This is a genomic window from Nocardia sp. SYP-A9097, from assembly GCF_009649815.1.
In the GTDB taxonomy this organism is placed as follows: domain Bacteria; phylum Actinomycetota; class Actinomycetes; order Mycobacteriales; family Mycobacteriaceae; genus Nocardia.
Window position 1 is genome coordinate 206,396 of record NZ_WJIC01000009.1, and the last position, 17,759, is coordinate 224,154.

General features: G+C 65.4%; 17 protein-coding genes and 1 pseudogene. 9 read left to right on the plus strand and 9 right to left on the minus strand.

The features are described from left to right. Positions 1 to 23: 23 nt before the first annotated feature. Positions 24 to 845 (minus strand): TrmH family RNA methyltransferase, encoded by an 822-nt coding sequence (locus tag GFY24_RS20295; RefSeq protein ID WP_309231083.1) that lies wholly within the window; start codon positions 843 to 845, stop codon positions 24 to 26. Positions 846 to 1,019: 174 nt separating this feature from the next. Further along, on the minus strand, positions 1,020 to 1,583 hold the full coding sequence (locus GFY24_RS20300; protein WP_153806636.1) for a peptide deformylase: 564 nt from the start codon (positions 1,581 to 1,583) through the stop codon (positions 1,020 to 1,022). 46 nt (positions 1,584 to 1,629) lie between these two features. Here GFY24_RS20300 and GFY24_RS20305 point away from each other — a divergent pair, with 46 nt between their 5' ends. Further along, positions 1,630 to 2,184 (plus strand): PadR family transcriptional regulator, encoded by a 555-nt coding sequence (locus tag GFY24_RS20305; RefSeq protein ID WP_309231084.1) that lies wholly within the window; start codon positions 1,630 to 1,632, stop codon positions 2,182 to 2,184. On the opposite strand, the gene miaA is transcribed toward GFY24_RS20305, so the two are convergent. Both miaA and GFY24_RS20315 read right to left on the minus strand, forming a co-directional pair. Beyond that, complete coding sequence (gene miaA, locus GFY24_RS20310) at positions 2,174 to 3,076, minus strand: tRNA (adenosine(37)-N6)-dimethylallyltransferase MiaA (RefSeq protein ID WP_153806637.1); 903 nt, start codon at positions 3,074 to 3,076, stop codon at positions 2,174 to 2,176. The two genes, GFY24_RS20305 and miaA, sit on opposite strands and share 11 nt — an antisense overlap. Continuing rightward, complete coding sequence (locus tag GFY24_RS20315) at positions 3,073 to 3,822, minus strand: hypothetical protein (RefSeq protein ID WP_309231085.1); 750 nt, start codon at positions 3,820 to 3,822, stop codon at positions 3,073 to 3,075. Before GFY24_RS20315 ends, miaA begins: the two co-directional genes overlap by 4 nt. 175 nt (positions 3,823 to 3,997) lie before the next feature. Between GFY24_RS20315 and GFY24_RS20320 the strand changes: the two genes are divergently transcribed. The 3 genes from GFY24_RS20320 (at position 3,998) to GFY24_RS20330 (ending at position 8,187) form a co-directional block, all read left to right on the plus strand. Further along, positions 3,998 to 5,422 (plus strand): DUF349 domain-containing protein, encoded by a 1,425-nt coding sequence (locus tag GFY24_RS20320; protein WP_153806638.1) that lies wholly within the window; start codon positions 3,998 to 4,000, stop codon positions 5,420 to 5,422. An 879-nt stretch (positions 5,423 to 6,301) separates the two neighbouring features. Next, positions 6,302 to 7,111: a phosphatase gene (locus tag GFY24_RS20325; protein ID WP_153806639.1), complete on the plus strand. Its 810-nt coding sequence runs from the start codon at positions 6,302 to 6,304 to the stop codon at positions 7,109 to 7,111. A 116-nt stretch (positions 7,112 to 7,227) separates the two neighbouring features. After that, entirely contained in the window at positions 7,228 to 8,187 is a 960-nt protein-coding gene (locus tag GFY24_RS20330) for an acyl-ACP desaturase (protein ID WP_153806640.1), read from the plus strand. A 61-nt stretch (positions 8,188 to 8,248) separates the two neighbouring features. Here GFY24_RS20330 and GFY24_RS20335 read toward each other — a convergent pair whose 3' ends face one another. Next, entirely contained in the window at positions 8,249 to 8,830 is a 582-nt protein-coding gene (locus GFY24_RS20335; protein ID WP_153806730.1) for a hypothetical protein, read from the minus strand. 375 nt (positions 8,831 to 9,205) lie between these two features. Further along, positions 9,206 to 10,762 (minus strand): tRNA (N6-isopentenyl adenosine(37)-C2)-methylthiotransferase MiaB, encoded by a 1,557-nt coding sequence (gene miaB / locus GFY24_RS20340; RefSeq protein WP_153806731.1) that lies wholly within the window; start codon positions 10,760 to 10,762, stop codon positions 9,206 to 9,208. A 228-nt stretch (positions 10,763 to 10,990) separates the two neighbouring features. On the opposite strand from miaB, the gene GFY24_RS20345 reads away from it, so the two are divergent. From GFY24_RS20345 to GFY24_RS20365, 5 genes are all read left to right on the plus strand, one after another. Further along, positions 10,991 to 11,719 (plus strand): amino acid ABC transporter ATP-binding protein, encoded by a 729-nt coding sequence (locus GFY24_RS20345; protein ID WP_194852952.1) that lies wholly within the window; start codon positions 10,991 to 10,993, stop codon positions 11,717 to 11,719. A gap of 45 nt (positions 11,720 to 11,764) precedes the next feature. Continuing rightward, the gene (locus tag GFY24_RS20350; protein WP_153806642.1) at positions 11,765 to 12,598 is read left to right on the plus strand and encodes a glutamate ABC transporter substrate-binding protein; all 834 of its coding nucleotides are present in this window, start codon (positions 11,765 to 11,767) and stop codon (positions 12,596 to 12,598) included. Positions 12,599 to 12,684: 86 nt separating this feature from the next. Next, the gene (locus tag GFY24_RS20355) at positions 12,685 to 13,365 is read left to right on the plus strand and encodes an amino acid ABC transporter permease (protein ID WP_309231087.1); all 681 of its coding nucleotides are present in this window, start codon (positions 12,685 to 12,687) and stop codon (positions 13,363 to 13,365) included. Then, positions 13,362 to 14,243, plus strand: a complete 882-nt coding sequence (locus GFY24_RS20360) for an amino acid ABC transporter permease (RefSeq protein ID WP_153806643.1) — start codon at positions 13,362 to 13,364, stop codon at positions 14,241 to 14,243. The genes GFY24_RS20355 and GFY24_RS20360 overlap by 4 nt, the downstream gene beginning before the upstream one ends. Positions 14,244 to 14,345: 102 nt before the next feature. Further along, on the plus strand, positions 14,346 to 14,615 hold the full coding sequence (locus GFY24_RS20365; RefSeq protein ID WP_153806644.1) for a hypothetical protein: 270 nt from the start codon (positions 14,346 to 14,348) through the stop codon (positions 14,613 to 14,615). A gap of 233 nt (positions 14,616 to 14,848) precedes the next feature. Here the strand turns inward: GFY24_RS20365 and GFY24_RS43780 are convergent, their stop codons facing one another. From GFY24_RS43780 to recA, 3 genes and pseudogenes are all read right to left on the minus strand, one after another. Next, a complete protein-coding gene (locus GFY24_RS43780; RefSeq protein WP_375336071.1) occupies positions 14,849 to 15,364 on the minus strand; it encodes a hypothetical protein in 516 nt (171 codons plus the stop codon). Between the two features lie 90 nt (positions 15,365 to 15,454). Then, positions 15,455 to 15,919: pseudogene (gene recX / locus GFY24_RS42130) on the minus strand (recombination regulator RecX); the annotation flags it as partial. 773 nt (positions 15,920 to 16,692) lie between these two features. After that, on the minus strand, positions 16,693 to 17,727 hold the full coding sequence (gene recA / locus GFY24_RS20380) for a recombinase RecA (RefSeq protein ID WP_153806645.1): 1,035 nt from the start codon (positions 17,725 to 17,727) through the stop codon (positions 16,693 to 16,695). Positions 17,728 to 17,759: the final 32 nt, after the last annotated feature.

A 17,759-nucleotide genomic window follows, 5' to 3' on the forward strand; every position in this document is an offset into this window, starting at 1 on the left:
GTCCTCACCCAACACCCGAGTTGTCAGCGCAACGCCCGGCGCTGCCGGGAAATCTCGTACAGGGCCACCGCCGCGGCCGACGGGGACCCGAGGGAACCGTCGGTCGGAACGCAGACCAGCTCATCGCACACCTGCTGCCAGGCGGGGGCGAGCATCTCACTTTCATCACCTATGACCAGCACGGTGGCAGCGCCGAACTCGAACTCGTCGAGAGCGATCCCGCCATGATCGTCACTGCCGACGATACGGGTCCCGATCCCCCGCGCCCGCTGCCGGTCCCGAAACGCGATCACCTGCGCGGGACCGGAGGCACGCAGCACCGGGACCGCGAAGAGCGCGCCATCGGAGGCACGCACGCTCTGCGGGTCGTAATGGTCCGCACCGGAACCGGTCACAATGACCCCACTCGCGCCGAAAGCCGCGGCCGAGCGGATCAAAGCACCCAGTCGCGCGGGTGAGCTCGGCCGGTCGATGACCACCACGGTCGGCGGCTGCTCCGGAGTGCCCGGCGCGAAATCATCGATCTCCATCCGGCGCGACACCGCCACCGCCACCAACTCCGGCGTCGGTTCGGACGGTTCGGCGAGCTCGGCCATCACCTCCGGCACCAGGCCGACGCTCGGCACCCCACTGGATTCGAGTACGTGCCGCGCCCACTCCGACGGCTCCGGCGCGCCCAGCCGATAGACGAGAGTCTCCAGCGGCCAACGGCATTCGAGAGCCCGGGCGATCGGCCGCATACCGTGCACCAGAAATCTATTGTCGCGAAGACGTCTGGCCCGATTGTTCAGATATGCCTGCCACTCCTGAACCGATGCATTGCGAGTATTCGCCCGGCGCGTCACCCAAGCAACGTAGCGCGAATACCCGCCATAAAGGACTTCGCTGTGGCGCGTCGCCATCGCATGTGAGCCGCGCGCCCATTCGATCATTACCGGATCGGCCGGTGTGAGAACTGGTTGCGCATACCGGTCACGCCCACTCGACGGCTGCCGAATCACACTATGGCGGAACTGGTTTCATGCACTCGCGGACGCGTCCGGCAGCCAGGAGTTTCCCGGTCGATTCCACAGCCGGTCCTTGATCATGCGGCGCGCTGCCCGCTGATTCCTGCCGATGAGACGGTGCAGGTACAGGTGCCCTTCGAGGTGGTCGGTCTCGTGCTGCAGACAGCGTGCGAAGTAGCCGGTCCCTTCGGCCATGACCGCCGCGCCGGTGCTGTCCACGCCGGTCACCCGCGCCCAGTCCGCGCGGCCGGTGGGGAACCACTCCCCCGGTACCGAGAGACAGCCTTCGAGATCGTCCTCCGGATCGGGCATGGTCTCGGGGACCTCCGATGTCTCCAACACTGGGTTGATGATGTGGCCGCGGCGGCGGACCCCGGCCTCATTGCGCAGGTCGTAGACGAATATCGCGCGCGGATCGCCGATCTGGTTGGCCGCCAAGCCCGCGCCCGTTGCGGCGGTATTGGTGTCGAAGAGATCGCCGATGAAGTCGGCGAGTTCACTGTCGAAAACGGTGACGGGCGTGGCCTTTTCGGCCAGTCGCGGATCACCGGCAATCAGGATCGGTCGAGCGGACATACTTCTGAGGGTACTCAAATCAGAGTAGTCCTGGCAGACTAGGTCTGTGAATGAGACTCGGCTGTTCGTGCTTGCCGCATTGGCCAAAAGTGGTGCGATGCACGGACATCAACTGCGGCGGGACGCGCGGCTGGATCGCGCCGATCTGTGGTCGCGGGTGAAACCCGGATCGCTGTATAGCGCCCTGCACCGCATGGAGGACGAGGGGCTCATTCGGCCACTGCGCACCGAACAGGAAGGCTCGCTGCCCGCGCGCACCGTCTACGAGATCACCGATGAGGGGCGGCGCGAACTCATGGCGCTGCGGGACGAGGCGTTCACCGAAGTCGATATTCGACCCGACCCGGTCGATCTGGCCCTGGCGGTCTGCGGCGATCTCGACCGGGAACTACTACGCGGGTATATCGAAGACCGGCTGGCCGCGCTGCGCGCCCGCGGCTCCCGGATAGAGCATCAGGCCGACCGCCGCTGGCCGGACCAGAGCAGTGCCGATGACCTGATCCTCGACCATGCCCGGATGCGAATTCAGACCGAAATCGACTGGCATGAAAAGGTTCTCACCGACCTGGTGAAGCTGGAGGTTGACGGTCTCAGTGCTTGACCAGGGTCAGTGCGGTCTCGGTCAGGTGCGGGTCGGCACCATCCACCCAGTGCACTCGCTGATCGCGGCGGAACCAGGAACGTTGACGGCGGACATAGCGGCGGGTGCCGATGAAGGTGCGTTCCTGCGCTTCGGACAGGTCGTATTCGCCGTCCAGGTAATCCAGGACCTGCGCGTATCCGATTGCGCGGCGGGCGGTTTGGCCATCACGAAGACCCTGGGCGATGAGGGTGTGCACCTCGTCGACGAGGCCGGAATCGAACATCTTCGCGGTGCGGAGTTGGATGCGGGCGTCCAGGGCAGTGGTCTCGCGATCGACACCGATAATGACTGTGCCCCAGCGGGGTTCGCCGATCTGCGGGGCGGAAGCGGCGAAGGGTTTTCCGGTCAGCTCGACCACCTCGAGGGCGCGGACCATGCGGCGGCCGTCGGTCGGGAGAATGGTGGCGGCGGCGACCGGATCGGCGGCCTTCAACGCCTCGTGCACGATGACGACGCCACGCTCTTCGAGCAGGGTCTCCCATTTGCCGCGGATCTGCGGATCGGTGGCAGGGAAATCCCAATCGTCAAGCAGCGCTTGGACATACATCATGGAGCCGCCAACGATGACCGGGGTGTGACCGCGTGCCATGATCGCCTCGACATCGGCGCGGGCGGCGCTTTGATACGAGGCGACGGTGGCGGTTTCGGTGACGTCCAGGACATCGAGCTGATGATGTGGGATACCGCGACGCTCTTCCAGGTTGAGCTTGGCGGTGCCGACATCCATGCCGCGGTAGAGCTGCATGGCGTCGATATTCACGATCTCACCGTGTAGTCGTTCGGCCAGATCCAGTGCCAGATCGGACTTTCCGGTGGCGGTGGGGCCTACGACGGCAATCGGAGTGATCATGCCGCGGCGCCCGGATACCAGACGCTCACATGGTAGGCGACACCGAATGGGGCTGCGGCATAGAGGGTTTCGACTCGAGGGTCGGTGCGCTCCGCAGTGAAGAGTCCGGCCAGGACCTGGAAGGCGGGGCGGCCCGCGACATCCAGTTCGGCACATAGCTTTTGGTCCAGGTCCGCGATAGCGGTCCGGTCGCCCGACGACAGCGCGCGATCGATCTCGGCTTGGACGGCCTCCGCCCGCTCGTCGAGGTAGCGCGGAGCCTTGAGGGAAAGGGTTGCCGCACCGTCGCCGACAACCAATACGCCATACCGGTCGGTTGCCGAATCCAGCTCGGCACGCAACCGCGCGCCGTACGCCAGGCACTCCTGCGCGGATGCGTCCGCGGCGACCAGACGCGCCACCGCCACCACATCCGGGGCGACCTGCTCGCGCAACCAGCCGCCGATCAGCACCGGCAAGGGCAATCCCCGATCGGGATTCTCCAGATTCGCGGACTCGGACAAACCGATTCGCACATCCACGCCGTATCCCTGGAATGTGCCCGCCGTCTCCGCATCGAAGACACCGTCCGACTCCGCCACGCCGACCACAATCCAGCGTTTCGCCTGGCCGGCCAGCTCTCCGACGGCTTTCAAGACCGCGCCGCGCAACACCGTCACGGCACTGTCGGCCGCCGCGCCTGCCGCACCCCCCAGCTCGGGCACCAGGGCGGGCGGTGAGGGAACCAGCGACGCAACACAGAACACGCCGTCAACCGTAGCGCTACCGTGCCTCACCAGCCCCACCCCACCTGAGTCGCCGCGCCACGGAGGTGGCCTCAAAGACAGCATTTCGCATCCCAGCCTGGTTGAATGGGATGAGCTAGACCGATGAGCTAGGGCGTAACCAGGCAGCCGTGACGCGCGGCAGGGACGAGGAGCTATGAGCGACAACAGCGGAAACGAGAAGGCGACCCAGTCGGAACCGACCTCGACGCCCCAGCCCGGCGCCGCCCAGCGTCCGTCACCGGCCACCGCCGCCGGACCCCGCCCGGGGCCCGCACCGCGCAAACCGGGAGCCCCCAAACCACACGCCGTCAAGCCCACTCCCGGCCCGGCGGCCCAGCACCCGCATCAGATGGTGGTCCCGAGCGCGAGCGACCCCAGCCAGTGGGGACGAGTCGACGAAGACGGCACGGCCTGGGTCAAGACCACCGAGGGCGAACGCGTCATCGGCTCCTGGCAAGCCGGTGACGCCGCCGAGGGCCTGGCCCACTTCGGCCGCCGCTTCGACGATCTGGCCACCGAGGTGGCCTTGCTCGAAGCCCGGCTCGCCGCCGGCACCGACGCCCGCAAGACGAAAACCGCCGCCACCGCGCTTGCCGAAACATTGCCCGAAGCCGCCGTAATCGGCGATATCGACGAACTCACCCAGCGGCTGAAAGCCATTATCGAGCACTCCGACGAGGCGGCAGCACACGCCAAGGAAGAGAAGGAACGCTCCCGGCACGAGCAAACCGAGCGCAAAGAAGCCCTCGCCGCCGAGGCCGAACACATCGCCACCGAGTCCACCCAGTGGAAGGTCGCGGGCGACCGCCTCCGGGAAATCCTCGACGAATGGAAGACCATCCGCGGAGTGGACCGCAAGGTCGACGATGCACTGTGGCGGCGCTTCTCCAAGGCCCGCGAGGCATTCAACCGCCGTCGCGGCGCACACTTCGCCGAACTGGATCGCGAACGCGCATCAGCGAAAACCCACAAGGAAGAGCTCTGCGTCCGCGCCGAGGAACTCGCCGGATCCACCGACTGGGCAGGCACCGCCGCCCTCTTCCGCGACCTGCTCGCCGACTGGAAAGCAGCCGGACGCGCCCCCCGCGAAGCCGACGAACAACTCTGGAAACGCTTCAAATCCGCCCAAGACGTCTTCTTCGCAGCCCGCAACTCCGCGGCCTCCGAACGCGACGCCGAATTCGAAGAGAACGCCACCGCCAAGGAAGAACTCCTCCTCCACTACGAAAACCTCAACCCCGAAACCAATCTCGACGCCGCCCGAGCAGCCCTGCGCGACCTCCAAGAAAAATGGGACGCCATCGGCAAGGTCCCCCGCGAACGCATCCACGACCTGGAAGCCCGCCTCCGCGCAGTCGAAAAGCGAGTCCGCGACGCGGTAGACGCCCAATGGCGCCGCAGCGACCCCGAAGCCATGGCCCGCGCGGCACAATTCCGCGAGAGAGTCGCCCAGTTCGAGGAACAAGCCGCAAAGGCTCAGGCCGCGGGGAAGACCCGGGACGCGGAGAAGGCATTGGAGCAGGCGAAGCAGTGGCGTGAATGGGCAGAGGCCGCCGAAGGCGCGGTCAGCCAACGCTGACCCGCCCGAGGCGAGCAAGAGCTTCAAAGAACAAGACCAAAAGAAACAAGACGAGAAAAAACAGGACAAAAACCCCACCCCGACCTGGACGTGCGCTCACCGGGAACTCACCGTGGCCACCCACGGCGTGTCGCCTCGGTCAGTTCCCGGTGATCAATCGTCCAACCCCGCGAGGGTCTGTTTTGGTGTCTTTGTCTTTAGTCTTTGGCTCGAGAAGGCAACCACGGCCAGTCCTCCCGTCGAAAACGGGACGATCCGGGCGTAGTCCGGTAGCTCAGGTCGGGTACGGCAGGCGACGCGCCCAGCGATACCTGCTTTGCCACGGAAATCGCAGGCACAAAATGCAACCGTCGCCGCATTGGGCGGCCCCGAACCGCGATCCGATCCCAGGGCATACCCGTGATGCCCCAACCGATATGCCGAGTGTGCACTCACGGCGGTGTTTTGTCCTTTTCCCCGCCACAGCTGCACACTCGCCCGCCATAACCGCACACTCGGCAGGCACCCTGCCGGTCGGTAGGTGAATCCTGGTGCGCCGCGCCGGATTCGCCCGATTGCCATGCCGGTTTTGTCGCCATCGCGGCCACTCCTGACCGCCCCACTGCCAGATTCCTCCCATTCCCATCCGCATGCATGTAATGACGCCGGCAAACGCCGAGTAGACCCCTGCGTAGTTACATGCACGTAGTGAATGCCCTGCCGGTCGGTAGGTGGAGAGCGGGCGCGGTGTCAGCGGGATGGGTAGCCGAGGTTCAAAGGGTTGGCTCGGGGGCGGGCGAGGTCGGGTGGGTTCGAGGTGGGTGCGTTCGGGGTGGGTGGATTGTGTTGGGGGGCAAGGGGAACGGGGCGGCGGGCGGCGGGGTGTGGTTAGGGTGGGGTATGGGACCTACTCGGGAAGAGGTTGTCGCGCATTTGCTGGCGACGGGGATGGCGGGGCAGGTGGCTACGCCTCGGGAGAACAATTTGGATCACTATCAGCGGTTGGCTTATCGGGATCCGGATTACATGTTCGGGTTGAATCCCGGGCGGGGGTGGGATCAGGATGCGATTTTGGAGTTGATGGCGCAGAAAGTCGGGGTGGATCCGCGGGCGAGTTTTCGGCACGGGGTGGACACCATTGATCCGGAACTGACTGTGGCGGCGCTGGATCGGTATGCGGCGCGGTTCGACAAGGCATTGCGGGAGAAGCAGCGGGTGCTGTTCGCGACCGGGCATCCGCGGACTTTGGCTCGGCTTTATCAGCGGCTTGCGGCGGCGTTGACCGAGGCCGGAGGGACGGTGGTCGAGGTCGGGGCGGGTTCGGGATACGACGGGTATACCCGGCACGGGTGGCAGCGGCTCGAGGTCGACTCCTTTCTGGGGGTCGCGACGCTCGGGGATGCGGGCGGATCGGTGCATACGCACTCCGATCGGCCGATCCGGCTGGTGCTGGCGGCATTGGAGCAGGCGGGTGCGGCGCTGCCGGATCTCGTTGTCGCGGACCATGGTTGGTGTGGTGGCGCGGCCTTCGCCGGGATCGATGCCATCGGTTTCGCCGACTGCAATGATCCGGCGTTGTTTGTCGGCGAGGAGGAGGGCACGGTCGCGGTGTCGGTCCCACTCGACGATGGCGTCGATGCCCCGGAATACGACCTGCTCGGCGCCTACATTCTGGCCGCGTCCGAAAACAGGATGGACTTCGGTCTATGACGTGACGCACTGACGCTGGGGACCTTCGGCCCTACTGCGAAATCTGAACGGCAAGCAGCGTATTGACTGCATTCACGAACGGCCGATTCAGCCAAGCGGAAAGGCGGACAACGACATTGCCACGGGATCTGACGCAGCGGGAGATTCTCACCGAACTCGAGCCGATCGCAGGACAGGCTCTCGATCGGCACCTGTCGGTATTCAAGGATTGGCATCCGCACGATTACATCCCCTGGGATGAGGGCCGTAACTTCGCAATGCTCGGCGGCGACGACTGGGATCCATCGCAATCCAAATTGTCCGAGGTCGCCAAGGCCGCGTTGATCACCAATCTGCTCACCGAGGACAACCTGCCCTCCTATCACCGGGAGATCGCCGAGAACTTCTCCCAGGACGGCGCGTGGGGATCCTGGGTCGGGCGCTGGACCGCGGAGGAGAACCGGCACAGTATCGCCATTCGCGATTACCTGGTCGTGACTCGCGGCGTCGATCCGGTCGCGCTGGAGAACGACCGAATGATCCACATGACCAACGGATTCGCGCCGCTACCCGAACAGGCACCCGGCGCCGACCACTCCGGATTCCTGTTCTCGGTCGCCTATGTGAGCTTCCAGGAGCTCGCCACCCGGATCAGCCATCGCAATACCGCGAAGATCTGCGACGATCCGATCGCGGAGCGCATGCTGCAACGCATCGCCCTCGACGAGAACCTGCACATGATCTTCTATCGCGCGATGTGCGGTGCGGCACTGGAATTGGTGCCGGATCAGGCGATCGACGCCATCGATCTGATTGTCGAGAATTTCCGGATGCCCGGCACCGGTATGCCCAATTTCCGGCGGCACGGCGTATTGATGGCCAAGCACGGCGTCTACGATCTACGCCAGCATCTCGAGGAGGTACTCATGCCGGTGATCCGGCAGTGGAATATCTTCGGGCGCAATGATTTCGGCCCGCGTGGCGAGCAGGCGCGGGAACGGCTGGCGGCCTTCCTCACGGATTTGGAGCAGGTGAAGATCCCCCGATTCGAGGAGCAGCGGGACCGCGCCCTCGCGCGGGAGCGAGCCCGGGTATAGCTCCGAGAACGAAAGCGGCCCGGCGGCAACCACATCGGGTTGCCGCCGGGCTCGCGGGAAGCTACTTGTCGCCGAAGAGACGGCGGCGGTCGCGTTCCTCGGCTTCGGCGGCGGCGATCCGGCGCTGTTCCTCGGCGGCCAGCTGCACCGAGGTGCGGCTCCAGACCACGCGAATCCAGTGGAAGGTCAGCACCATGATCGCGACGGTGGCCAGGATCAGGCCCGCGCCCGGTCCCGCGCCGTGATAGTTGCCCAGGCCCGGGGTGTTCCGATGCCAGATGGAGAAGACGCCGAAGACGCTGCCGATGGCCGATCCGGCGACCGCGATCCAGGCCAGCACCCAGCGCCGGGTGACCAGCGCGAGCAGTGAGAAGCCGATACCGAAGACCACGACGAACCATTCGAAGACCCGCGACGGCAATCCGATGTGCTCGGCCTTGGCGGCCGCGTCATACATGATCACGTCGAATCCGCGTGCCGTGCCCGCATGCGGCAGCACCAGCGAGAACAGCAGCAGGAAGACCGCACCGGCGACCACCATGGCGCGCGCGCCGGGATCGATCTCGCCCGCGATCTTGCGCTCGACGGCCTCCAGATCGGCCCGGAACTGCTCGAAGTCCTGACTTTCCTCGGCCGACTTCATGGTCTCCTCATTCGCCTCGGGCACGTCATCGCGCGCCGAATCTGATTGTGCGGCTGAATCTTCCGCCTGCTCCCGAGCTCCGGCCGGTGCGGGCGTGGCGCCCTGCCCATTCGCGGCGGAATCGCCGTTCGCGTCTGGGTCTGACACTGAGCCGCTGGAAGGTTCACGCGCCGAGCCCATCCCAGCGACATCATCGGACTGACGCGCGGCCGAGTCACCCGCCGCGCCGGGATCCGGAGCGGGGCCGCGAGAATCGCGGGAGTCGTCGGGGCCATTGGACTGCTGCTCGGTCATTTGTGGTGATCCTGAGTCATGCGGGAGTGGTGTCGCCCCATCATGCCCCGGCCCGAAATCCGGCTACTACGCGGTGTCGGATCACGCGCCGCATTCGGAACCGCAGCCCGCTGCGGCGGTTTCGACGACGAGAGGCTTGCCGATGCTGGGGAGACCGAGGCCGACGCCGATGGGAGCGGTTTTGGGCGTGATGCCGCGTTCGTGGGCGTCGCCGGCGGCGGTGCGGCGATGGGATTGCACAGGTGCGTCGGCAATGAGGTGATGCGGCGCGGCCTCGGTGACCGCGACGGTGACAATGTCACCCGGCCGGATTTCCGAGCCCGCGGGCAGGTCCGCCGGCGGCCGGAAGTGCACCAGGCGACCGTCACGTGCGCGACCGCTCATCCGGGCGGTGACGGCGTTCTTCTTGCCCGCCCCCTCCGCGACCAGCAGTTCGACGGTGGTGCCGATGAGTTCCTGATTGGCTTCCAGCGAGACCTGCTCCTGCAGTGCGATGAGTCGCATATAGCGCTCCTGCACCACTTCCTTGGGCAGCTGATCGGGCATCTCCGCGGCGGGCGTGCCGGGGCGGATGGAGTACTGGAAGGTGTAGGCGCTGGTGAAACGCGCCTTTCGCACCACATCCAGGGTGGCCTGGAAATCCTCCTCGGTCTCACCCGGGAAGCCGACAATGATGTCGGTGGTGATGGCCGCGTGTGGCATTACGGCGCGCACCTTCTCGATGATGCCGAGGAATTTGGTGCTGCGGTACGAGCGCTTCATGGCTTTGAGCACCCGGTCCGAGCCGGATTGCAGCGGCATATGTAACTGCGGGCAAACATTGGGTGTTTCAGCCATCGCCTCGATGACGTCATCGGTGAATTCTGCGGGATGCGGGGACGTGAACCGCACCCGCTCGAGACCCTCGATCGCACCGCAGGCGCGCAGCAGTTTCGCGAACGCCCCGCGATCACGCTCCTCGGAGGGATCGGCGAAGGAGACACCGTAGGCATTGACGTTCTGCCCGAGCAGCGTCACCTCCATAACGCCCTGATCGACCAGTGCCTGCACCTCGGCGAGCACATCGCCGGGCCGTCGATCGACCTCTTTACCGCGCAGCGCCGGCACGATGCAGAACGTGCAGGTGTTGTTGCAGCCCACCGAGATCGACACCCATCCGGCATACGCGGATTCGCGCTTGGCGGGCAGCGTGGAGGGGAACGCCTCCAACGATTCGATGATCTCGACCTGGGCTTCTTCATTGTGCCGGGCACGCTCGAGCAGCACCGGCAGTGAGCCGATGTTGTGCGTGCCGAACACCACGTCCACGTACGGCGCCTTCTTGACGACGGTGTCGCGGTCCTTCTGCGCGAGACAGCCACCCACCGCGATCTGCATGCCAGGGCGTTCGGCCTTGATCGGCGCGAGATGACTGAGCGTGCCGTAGAGCTTGTTGTCGGCGTTCTCGCGGACCGCGCAGGTATTGAAAACGACCAGGTCGGCGGTGTCGCCGGTGTCGGCTTTCACGTACCCGGCGTCTTCGAGCAGGCCCGAAAGTCGTTCGGAGTCGTGCACATTCATCTGGCAGCCGTAGGTGCGCACCTCGTAGGTGCGTGCGTCCTGCTCGGCGACCGCGTCATGTGCTGAAACCTGCCCCAACGAATTCACCCAACCAGGGTAATCGTTGGCCTCCGCGGCCCGTAAACCCGTCCGGCTGCGGTGACCTGCGTCTCCGCGATCACTGCGGCGTCAATCCCCGGTTACGGGAGGGTGTCGAGTCGCGGCACAGTACCTGCGCTCAGACCAAAGACGAGCATTTCGGGCACAGTGCCTCTAAGGTCACAGGTCATGACCGACGCGCCTGAATCCATCAGCAAGTCCGCGCCGATGATTTCGATGCGGAGTGTGGACAAGCACTTCGGCTCGCTGCACGTGCTGCGTGACATCAATCTCGAAGTGCCCTCCGGGCAGGTCGTGATCGTGGTGGGACCATCCGGCTCCGGCAAGTCGACCCTGTGCCGCACCATCAATCGACTCGAGACCATCGACTCCGGGGAAATCGCCATCGACGGGGCGAACCTGCCCGATGAGGGCAAGGCCCTGGCCAAACTGCGCGCCGACGTGGGGATGGTGTTCCAGTCCTTCAATCTGTTCGCGCACAAGACCATTGTCGAGAACGTCATGCTCGCGCCGGTGAAGGTGCGCGGCACCGACAAGACCCAGGCCCGCAAGCACGCCATGGAATTGCTGGAGCGGGTCGGCATCGCCAATCAGGCGGACAAGTATCCGGCGCAATTGTCCGGTGGACAGCAGCAGCGAGTGGCAATCGCCCGCGCGCTGGCCATGAATCCCAAGGTGATGCTCTTCGACGAGCCCACCTCCGCACTCGACCCGGAGATGGTCTCCGAGGTGCTCGAGGTGATGGTGCAGCTGGCCAAGGACGGTATGACCATGGTCGTGGTCACGCACGAGATGGGCTTCGCGCGGCGCGCGGGCAATCGCGTGCTGTTCATGGCCGACGGGCAGATTGTCGAGGACACCGATCCGGACGCCTTCTTCACCGCACCCAAATCCGATCGCGCGAAGGACTTCCTCGGCAAAATCCTCAGCCATTGATCCATCGCTACAGAGCCTGATCTCCCTACACCAGAAGGACTCCCGATGCGTTTCAACCAGGTACTCAAGGTCGCGGCCGGGGCACTCGCCCTGGCCGTCGTCGCCACCGGATGTGGTGGGGGCAGCGACAAGTCGGCCGGCGACAATGCCGCCAACGGCAAGCTCACCGTCGGTATCAAGTACGACCAGCCGGGTCTGGGCCTGCACAACAAGGACGGCTCGTTCAGCGGCTTCGACGTGGATGTGGCCAAGTACATCGGCGCGAAGCTGGGTGTGAAGCCGGAGAACATCACGTTCAAGGAGTCGCCGTCGGCGCAGCGCGAGACGCTGCTGCAGAACGGGCAGGTCGATTTCATCGCCGCGACCTACTCGATCACCGATAAGCGCAAGGAGAAGGTCGATTTCGCGGGTCCGTACTACGTGACCGGGCAGTCGCTGCTGGTGCGTTCGGACAATACCGATATCACCGGCGCCGATTCGCTCAACGGCAATAAGAAGCTGTGCTCGGTGAAGGGTTCGACCCCGGCGCAGAACATCAAGGACAAGTACGCCAAGGATGTTCAGCTGCAGGAGTACGACACGTACTCGCTGTGCGTGGAGGCGCTCAAGTCCGGGTCCGTGGACGCGCTGACCACCGATGACATCATTCTGCGTGGTTACGCGGCGCAGTCGCCGGGTGCGCTGAAGGTGGTCGGTAAGCCGTTCACCACCGAGAAGTACGGAATCGGTGTCAAGAAGGGCGATACCGAGATCCGCAACAAGATCAATGACGCCATCGAGGCCATGATCGCGGACGGTTCCTGGAAGGCGGCGCTCGAAAAGAACTTCGCCGGAACCGGTTTCGAGATCCCGGCGCCGCCGCAGGTCGACCGGTACTGAGTTGAACCGATGTGCCGGGCGGTGAATCCGCCCGGCACACTTCGTATTTCGCGGAGAAATACTGTGAACGGAGGGACGCGCGCGCCGTGTTCAACTTGATTTCGGACTACCACACCCAGTTACTGGATTCATTCTGGGTGACCATCAAACTGACGCTGTACTCGGCTGTGCTGGCGCTGGTTCTGGGCACGATCGTGGCCGGAATGCGGGTCGCGCCGGTGCCGGTCGCGCGGTGGCTCGGCACGGCGTACGTCAATATCTTTCGCAATACGCCACTTACGCTGATCGTTATCTTCTGCTCGATCGGGTTGTACTCGACGCTCGGCATGAAACTGGCTCCGGCGGGCACAAATGACATCGCGGAGAACAACTTTCGGTTCGGGGTGCTCGGATTGGGTGTCTACACAGCGGCTTTCGTCTGCGAATCACTGCGCTCGGGCATCAATACGGTGCCGCTGGGGCAGTCCGAGGCGGGGCGTTCACTCGGCCTGACCTTCCTGCAGAATCTGCGACTCGTGGTGCTGCCGCAGGCATTTCGCGCCATTATCGGCCCGCTCGGCAGTGTGTTCATCGCATTGACCAAGAACTCCACCGTCGCTTCGGTGATCGGTGTCGGCGAGGCCGCGCTGCTGATGGACACCATGAACGAGAACGAGGCCGCACCACTGGCCATCGGCGCGATCTTCGCGCTCGGCTTCGTGCTGCTGACCCTGCCCACCGGCCTGCTCTTCGGCTGGCTGGCCAAACGATATGAGGTTGCGCGATGAGCTCGGCATCGGTTCTGTACGACGCTCCGGGGCCCCGCGCGCGGCTGCGGTATCGGATCTACTCGGGCGGGGTCGTCGTGGTGGCGGCGGTCGTGCTGTGGTTCATCTACAGCGCGCTCAGCGATAAGGGGCAGTTCGCGGCCGATAAGTGGAAGCCGTTCCTGGAAGCGGACATCTGGTCCACCTATCTGCTGCCGGGTCTGCGCGGGACCATCGAGGCAGCGGTGCTGTCGATTGTGTTCGCGCTGGTGATCGGCATGGTGTTCGGCATTCTGCGGCTCTCCGAGCATCGCAGTGTGCGGATTTTCGCCGGGACGGTCGTGGAGCTCGCGCGCGCCATTCCGGTGCTGATCCTGATGATCTTCCTGTTCGCGGTCTTCTCGCAGAACAATGTGTTCCCGTCCGATCAGCTGGCCTTGGCGGCGGTGGTGACGGCGCTGACCATCTACAACGGGTCGGTGATCGCGGAGATCGTGCGCTCGGGTATCCGCTCGCTGCCGCGCGGGCAATCCGAGGCCGCGGTGGCGCTCGGCCTGCGCAAGAACCAGGTCATGCGACTGGTGCTGCTGCCGCAGGCGATTACCGCCATGCTGCCCGCGCTGGTCTCGCAAATGGTTGTGGCGCTGAAGGATTCGGCCCTCGGCTACCAGATCACCTATGTGGAGGTGGTGCGCGCCGGTAAACAGCTCGGCGCGGCCGAACAGAACACCATCCCCGCCCTGCTGGTGATCGCCGCCATCATGATCACCCTCAACTACACGCTGAGCGTGATCGCCACCCGCCTGGAACGCTGGCTCCGCACCCGCAAACGCGGCACCCGCGCAGTGGTCCCCGCCAATGCCATCACCGCGGCCCCCGGCATGGACCTGACCAAATAGCGATGGCTTGCCCAGGATGAATGCGGGGTTGGCGATCCCGACTTCGGGCCAATGTCCCCGAGCCTCGGACAACAACCATCCCCACCTCGCATACTGCTGTACATGAGCGAAGCGGACAGCGCCCGAAGACAATTCCGCCTGGGCCTGCTCCTGCTCGCCTGCATCACCCCCCTGGCCGCCCTCTGCACCGCCCTCGCCGCCGCCCTCGGCGCCCTCATGCTCTCCGAGGCCCGCAAACGCCTACACCCACCCGCACCCCAACCAACTCCCCGAACTCCCCTCCCCCGCTTTGCGTCTCCCCGCCCCTCCCAACGCGCCGACACCCGCCGCCCCCGCCGCGGCCCCCGCCCGCACAGCAGAATCGTGCACTGAACCCCTCTCGATCTCCGCCGCCACTTGGCCCGCTCGTTCATCGAGATAGCGGCAAAAGTGCCGCCCGCCCCGAGAACTACCCCACATACCGACCGGCAGGGTGCTGCAACATGGATGTACTCACACAGCGGGCTACTCGACGTTTACCTGCGTGAGTACATCCGTGTTGCGTCTCTCCCGGGGAATCGACCGAATGGGATGGTAGAGGGGGATGCACTCGGGGGACCAAACCGTCAACCCCGGTCGAGATCGGCGGCGGCAAGCTCAGCCTTGACCAGTGCGTAGGCAGCGGATTGGTTGTAACCACGGCGAGCGAGCATCCCCACCAAGCGGGTGATCACCTTCTGCCGGTCCAGGTTCGGCGGGAAGGTGCGGAGTTTGCGGCGAACCAACTCGGTGGCCGCATCGGGCTCGGCGTCTTCCGACTCCTCGAGCGACGAATCGGATGGTTCGGCGGTGGCGGCGCCGGCAGCACGCATCGAGGGTTTGCCGATCGTGGTGAAACCGGCGGCCTCGACTTCGGGGGTGACTATCGCGAAGGCGATCGATGAGGTGTAGCCGCGGCGGGCGAGCATGCCGACCAGGCGGGTGATTGCCTTCTGGCGGTCCAGGGTTGGGGGGAAGGTGCGGAGTTTGCGGCGGACCAACTCGGTGGCCGCGTCGGCGTCGAGTTCGGTCGTTTCGGATGCGCCGGTGCCGCGCGCGGCCGATCCGAATCCTCCGGTACCGCGTTCGGATGCGGATTCCATTGCGCCGGAATCCGCTTCGGCGGGGGTCTGGGAGGTGGCCGGCTGGCCGGGTCCGCGCGACCTGACGGGTTCGGGGAAGTCGGTGGATCGCAGGGCCGTGGTTACGACGCCGAATGCGGTCCCGGGGTCGTAGCCTTTGCGGGCCAGGAGGGAGACCAGGCGGCGGGTTGCCTTGTCGCGGTCCATGGTTGGGGGCAGGGAGCCGAGTTTTTGGCGGACCAGGTCCTCGGCGCGAGAGGACTCGGCCTCGGGGGTGAGGGATGCCAGGGCTTCATCGGCGTGCTGCTGGGAGATGCCTTTGCGGCGGAGCTCCTCGGCGAGGACTTTCTTGCCCTTACCGGAATATGTGTGGCGGGAGTAGACCCACTGCTGAGCAAATGCGGCGTCATTGATGAGACCGACTTCGGTGAGGCGATTCAGGACCCGGTCCGCTACTTCGGTGCTGTAACCCTTGGCGGCCAAACGATCCGCGAGTTCGGCGCGACTGCGATCACGGTCGGTGAGCAGACGCAGGCAGATCTCCTTGGCCTGGGCATCGGTACCGCCACCGGGCAGCGGCTCGACCGGGCCGTAACCCGAACGGCTGCCGCGCCCACCACGCCGGGAACCACGCTCGCGAGACTCATCGAAATCGCCTTCCCCCACACCGCTTGCCGAGACGCCATCCTCATCGCGACGGCGCGAGCGGCGGCCACGACGCACACCGGTCGATTCGTCATCGCCGGCAACCGCAGTTGTTCGCTCGCGATCGGCGGAACCTTCTGCTGCCGCACCGGTTGTCGGTTTTTCGCCGTCACCTTGACGAAGAGAGCGCCGGGGGTGAGGCGAACGGCTGTCGGGCGGAGTACGCCGCGAGTCCGCGGAATCGTCCTGCGCGGCAAGGGTTGCCGCGTCTTCTCGGTCAGTGGGGGGCGCTTCCTCTCGCTGCTCGGTCGGCCGGCGGCGGGTTGGCTGGCGGCGTTCTACCCAGAGTTGGGCGTCGGAATCGGCGGCGGATTCGGACCAGCGAGTTGAGGTCGAATCGGTGCTGGACTCCGACCATTTGGTGGAGTCGGAGTCTGCGGCCGTATTTGTCCAGCGGGTGGGGGCTGCGGCAGAGCCGGAGTCGTCCCAGGTGCTGGGGGCATCCCAAGCGCTGGAGCCCGAAGTGCCTGAGCCTCGGGAACCGGAGCCGCCTTGGGAACCGGAACGCTTCGAAGGCGAACGGGTGCCGCGGGATTCGAGGGCGTCGAGTTGGCGGCGGAGGCGTTCTACCGCGTCGAGGCGGGAGTCCTCGGGCCCCGGCCGGGTGGGCCGGGACTCGGGGGTGGACCTGTCGGTCATGCGGATCAGAAGTCGGCGGGGGCCTCGGTGGCGGTGACGTCCGCCCCGATGCCGAGCTTCTCCTTGATCTTCTTCTCGATCTCGTCCCGCACGTCATTGTTCTCGAGCAGGAACTTGCGGGCGTTCTCCTTGCCCTGGCCGAGCTGGTCGCCCTCGTAGGTGTACCAGGAGCCGGACTTGCGGATGAAGCCGTGCTCGACACCCATATCGATGATCGAGCCCTCCTTGGAGATGCCGATACCGTAGAGAATGTCGAACTCGGCCTGCTTGAACGGCGGGCTGACCTTGTTCTTGACGACCTTCACGCGGGTGCGGTTACCGACCGCGTCGGTGCCGTCCTTGAGGGTCTCGATGCGGCGCACATCCAGGCGGACCGAGGCGTAGAACTTCAGCGCCTTACCACCGGTGGTGGTCTCCGGCGAGCCGAACATGACGCCGATCTTCTCGCGCAGCTGGTTGATGAAGATGGCGGTGGTGCCCGAATTGTTCAGGGCGCCCGTCATCTTGCGCAGCGCCTGGCTCATCAGGCGGGCCTGCAGGCCGACGTGGCTGTCACCCATTTCGCCTTCGATTTCCGCGCGCGGCACCAGGGCGGCAACGGAGTCGATGACGATGATGTCGATGGCGCCGGAACGCACCAGCATGTCGGCGATTTCCAGGGCCTGCTCACCGGTGTCTGGCTGGGAGACCAGCAGCGCGTCGGTGTCGACACCGAGCTTGCGGGCGTACTCCGGGTCGAGCGCGTGCTCGGCATCGATGAAGGCGGCGACACCGCCGAGGGCCTGGGCATTGGCGACGGCGTGCAGGGCGACGGTGGTCTTACCGGAAGATTCCGGACCGTAGATCTCGACGACGCGCCCGCGCGGCAGACCGCCGATACCGAGGGCGACGTCCAGTGCGATGGAACCTGTCGGAATCACCGAGATGGGCTGGCGCACCTCCTCGCCGAGGCGCATGACCGCGCCCTTGCCGAAGCCCTTCTCGATCTGAGCCAACGCCAGCTCGAGCGCCTTGTCGCGGTCAAAAGGCTGTGGTGCCATCCTCTGGTTCCCCTTTTCGACGGGTTGTCACG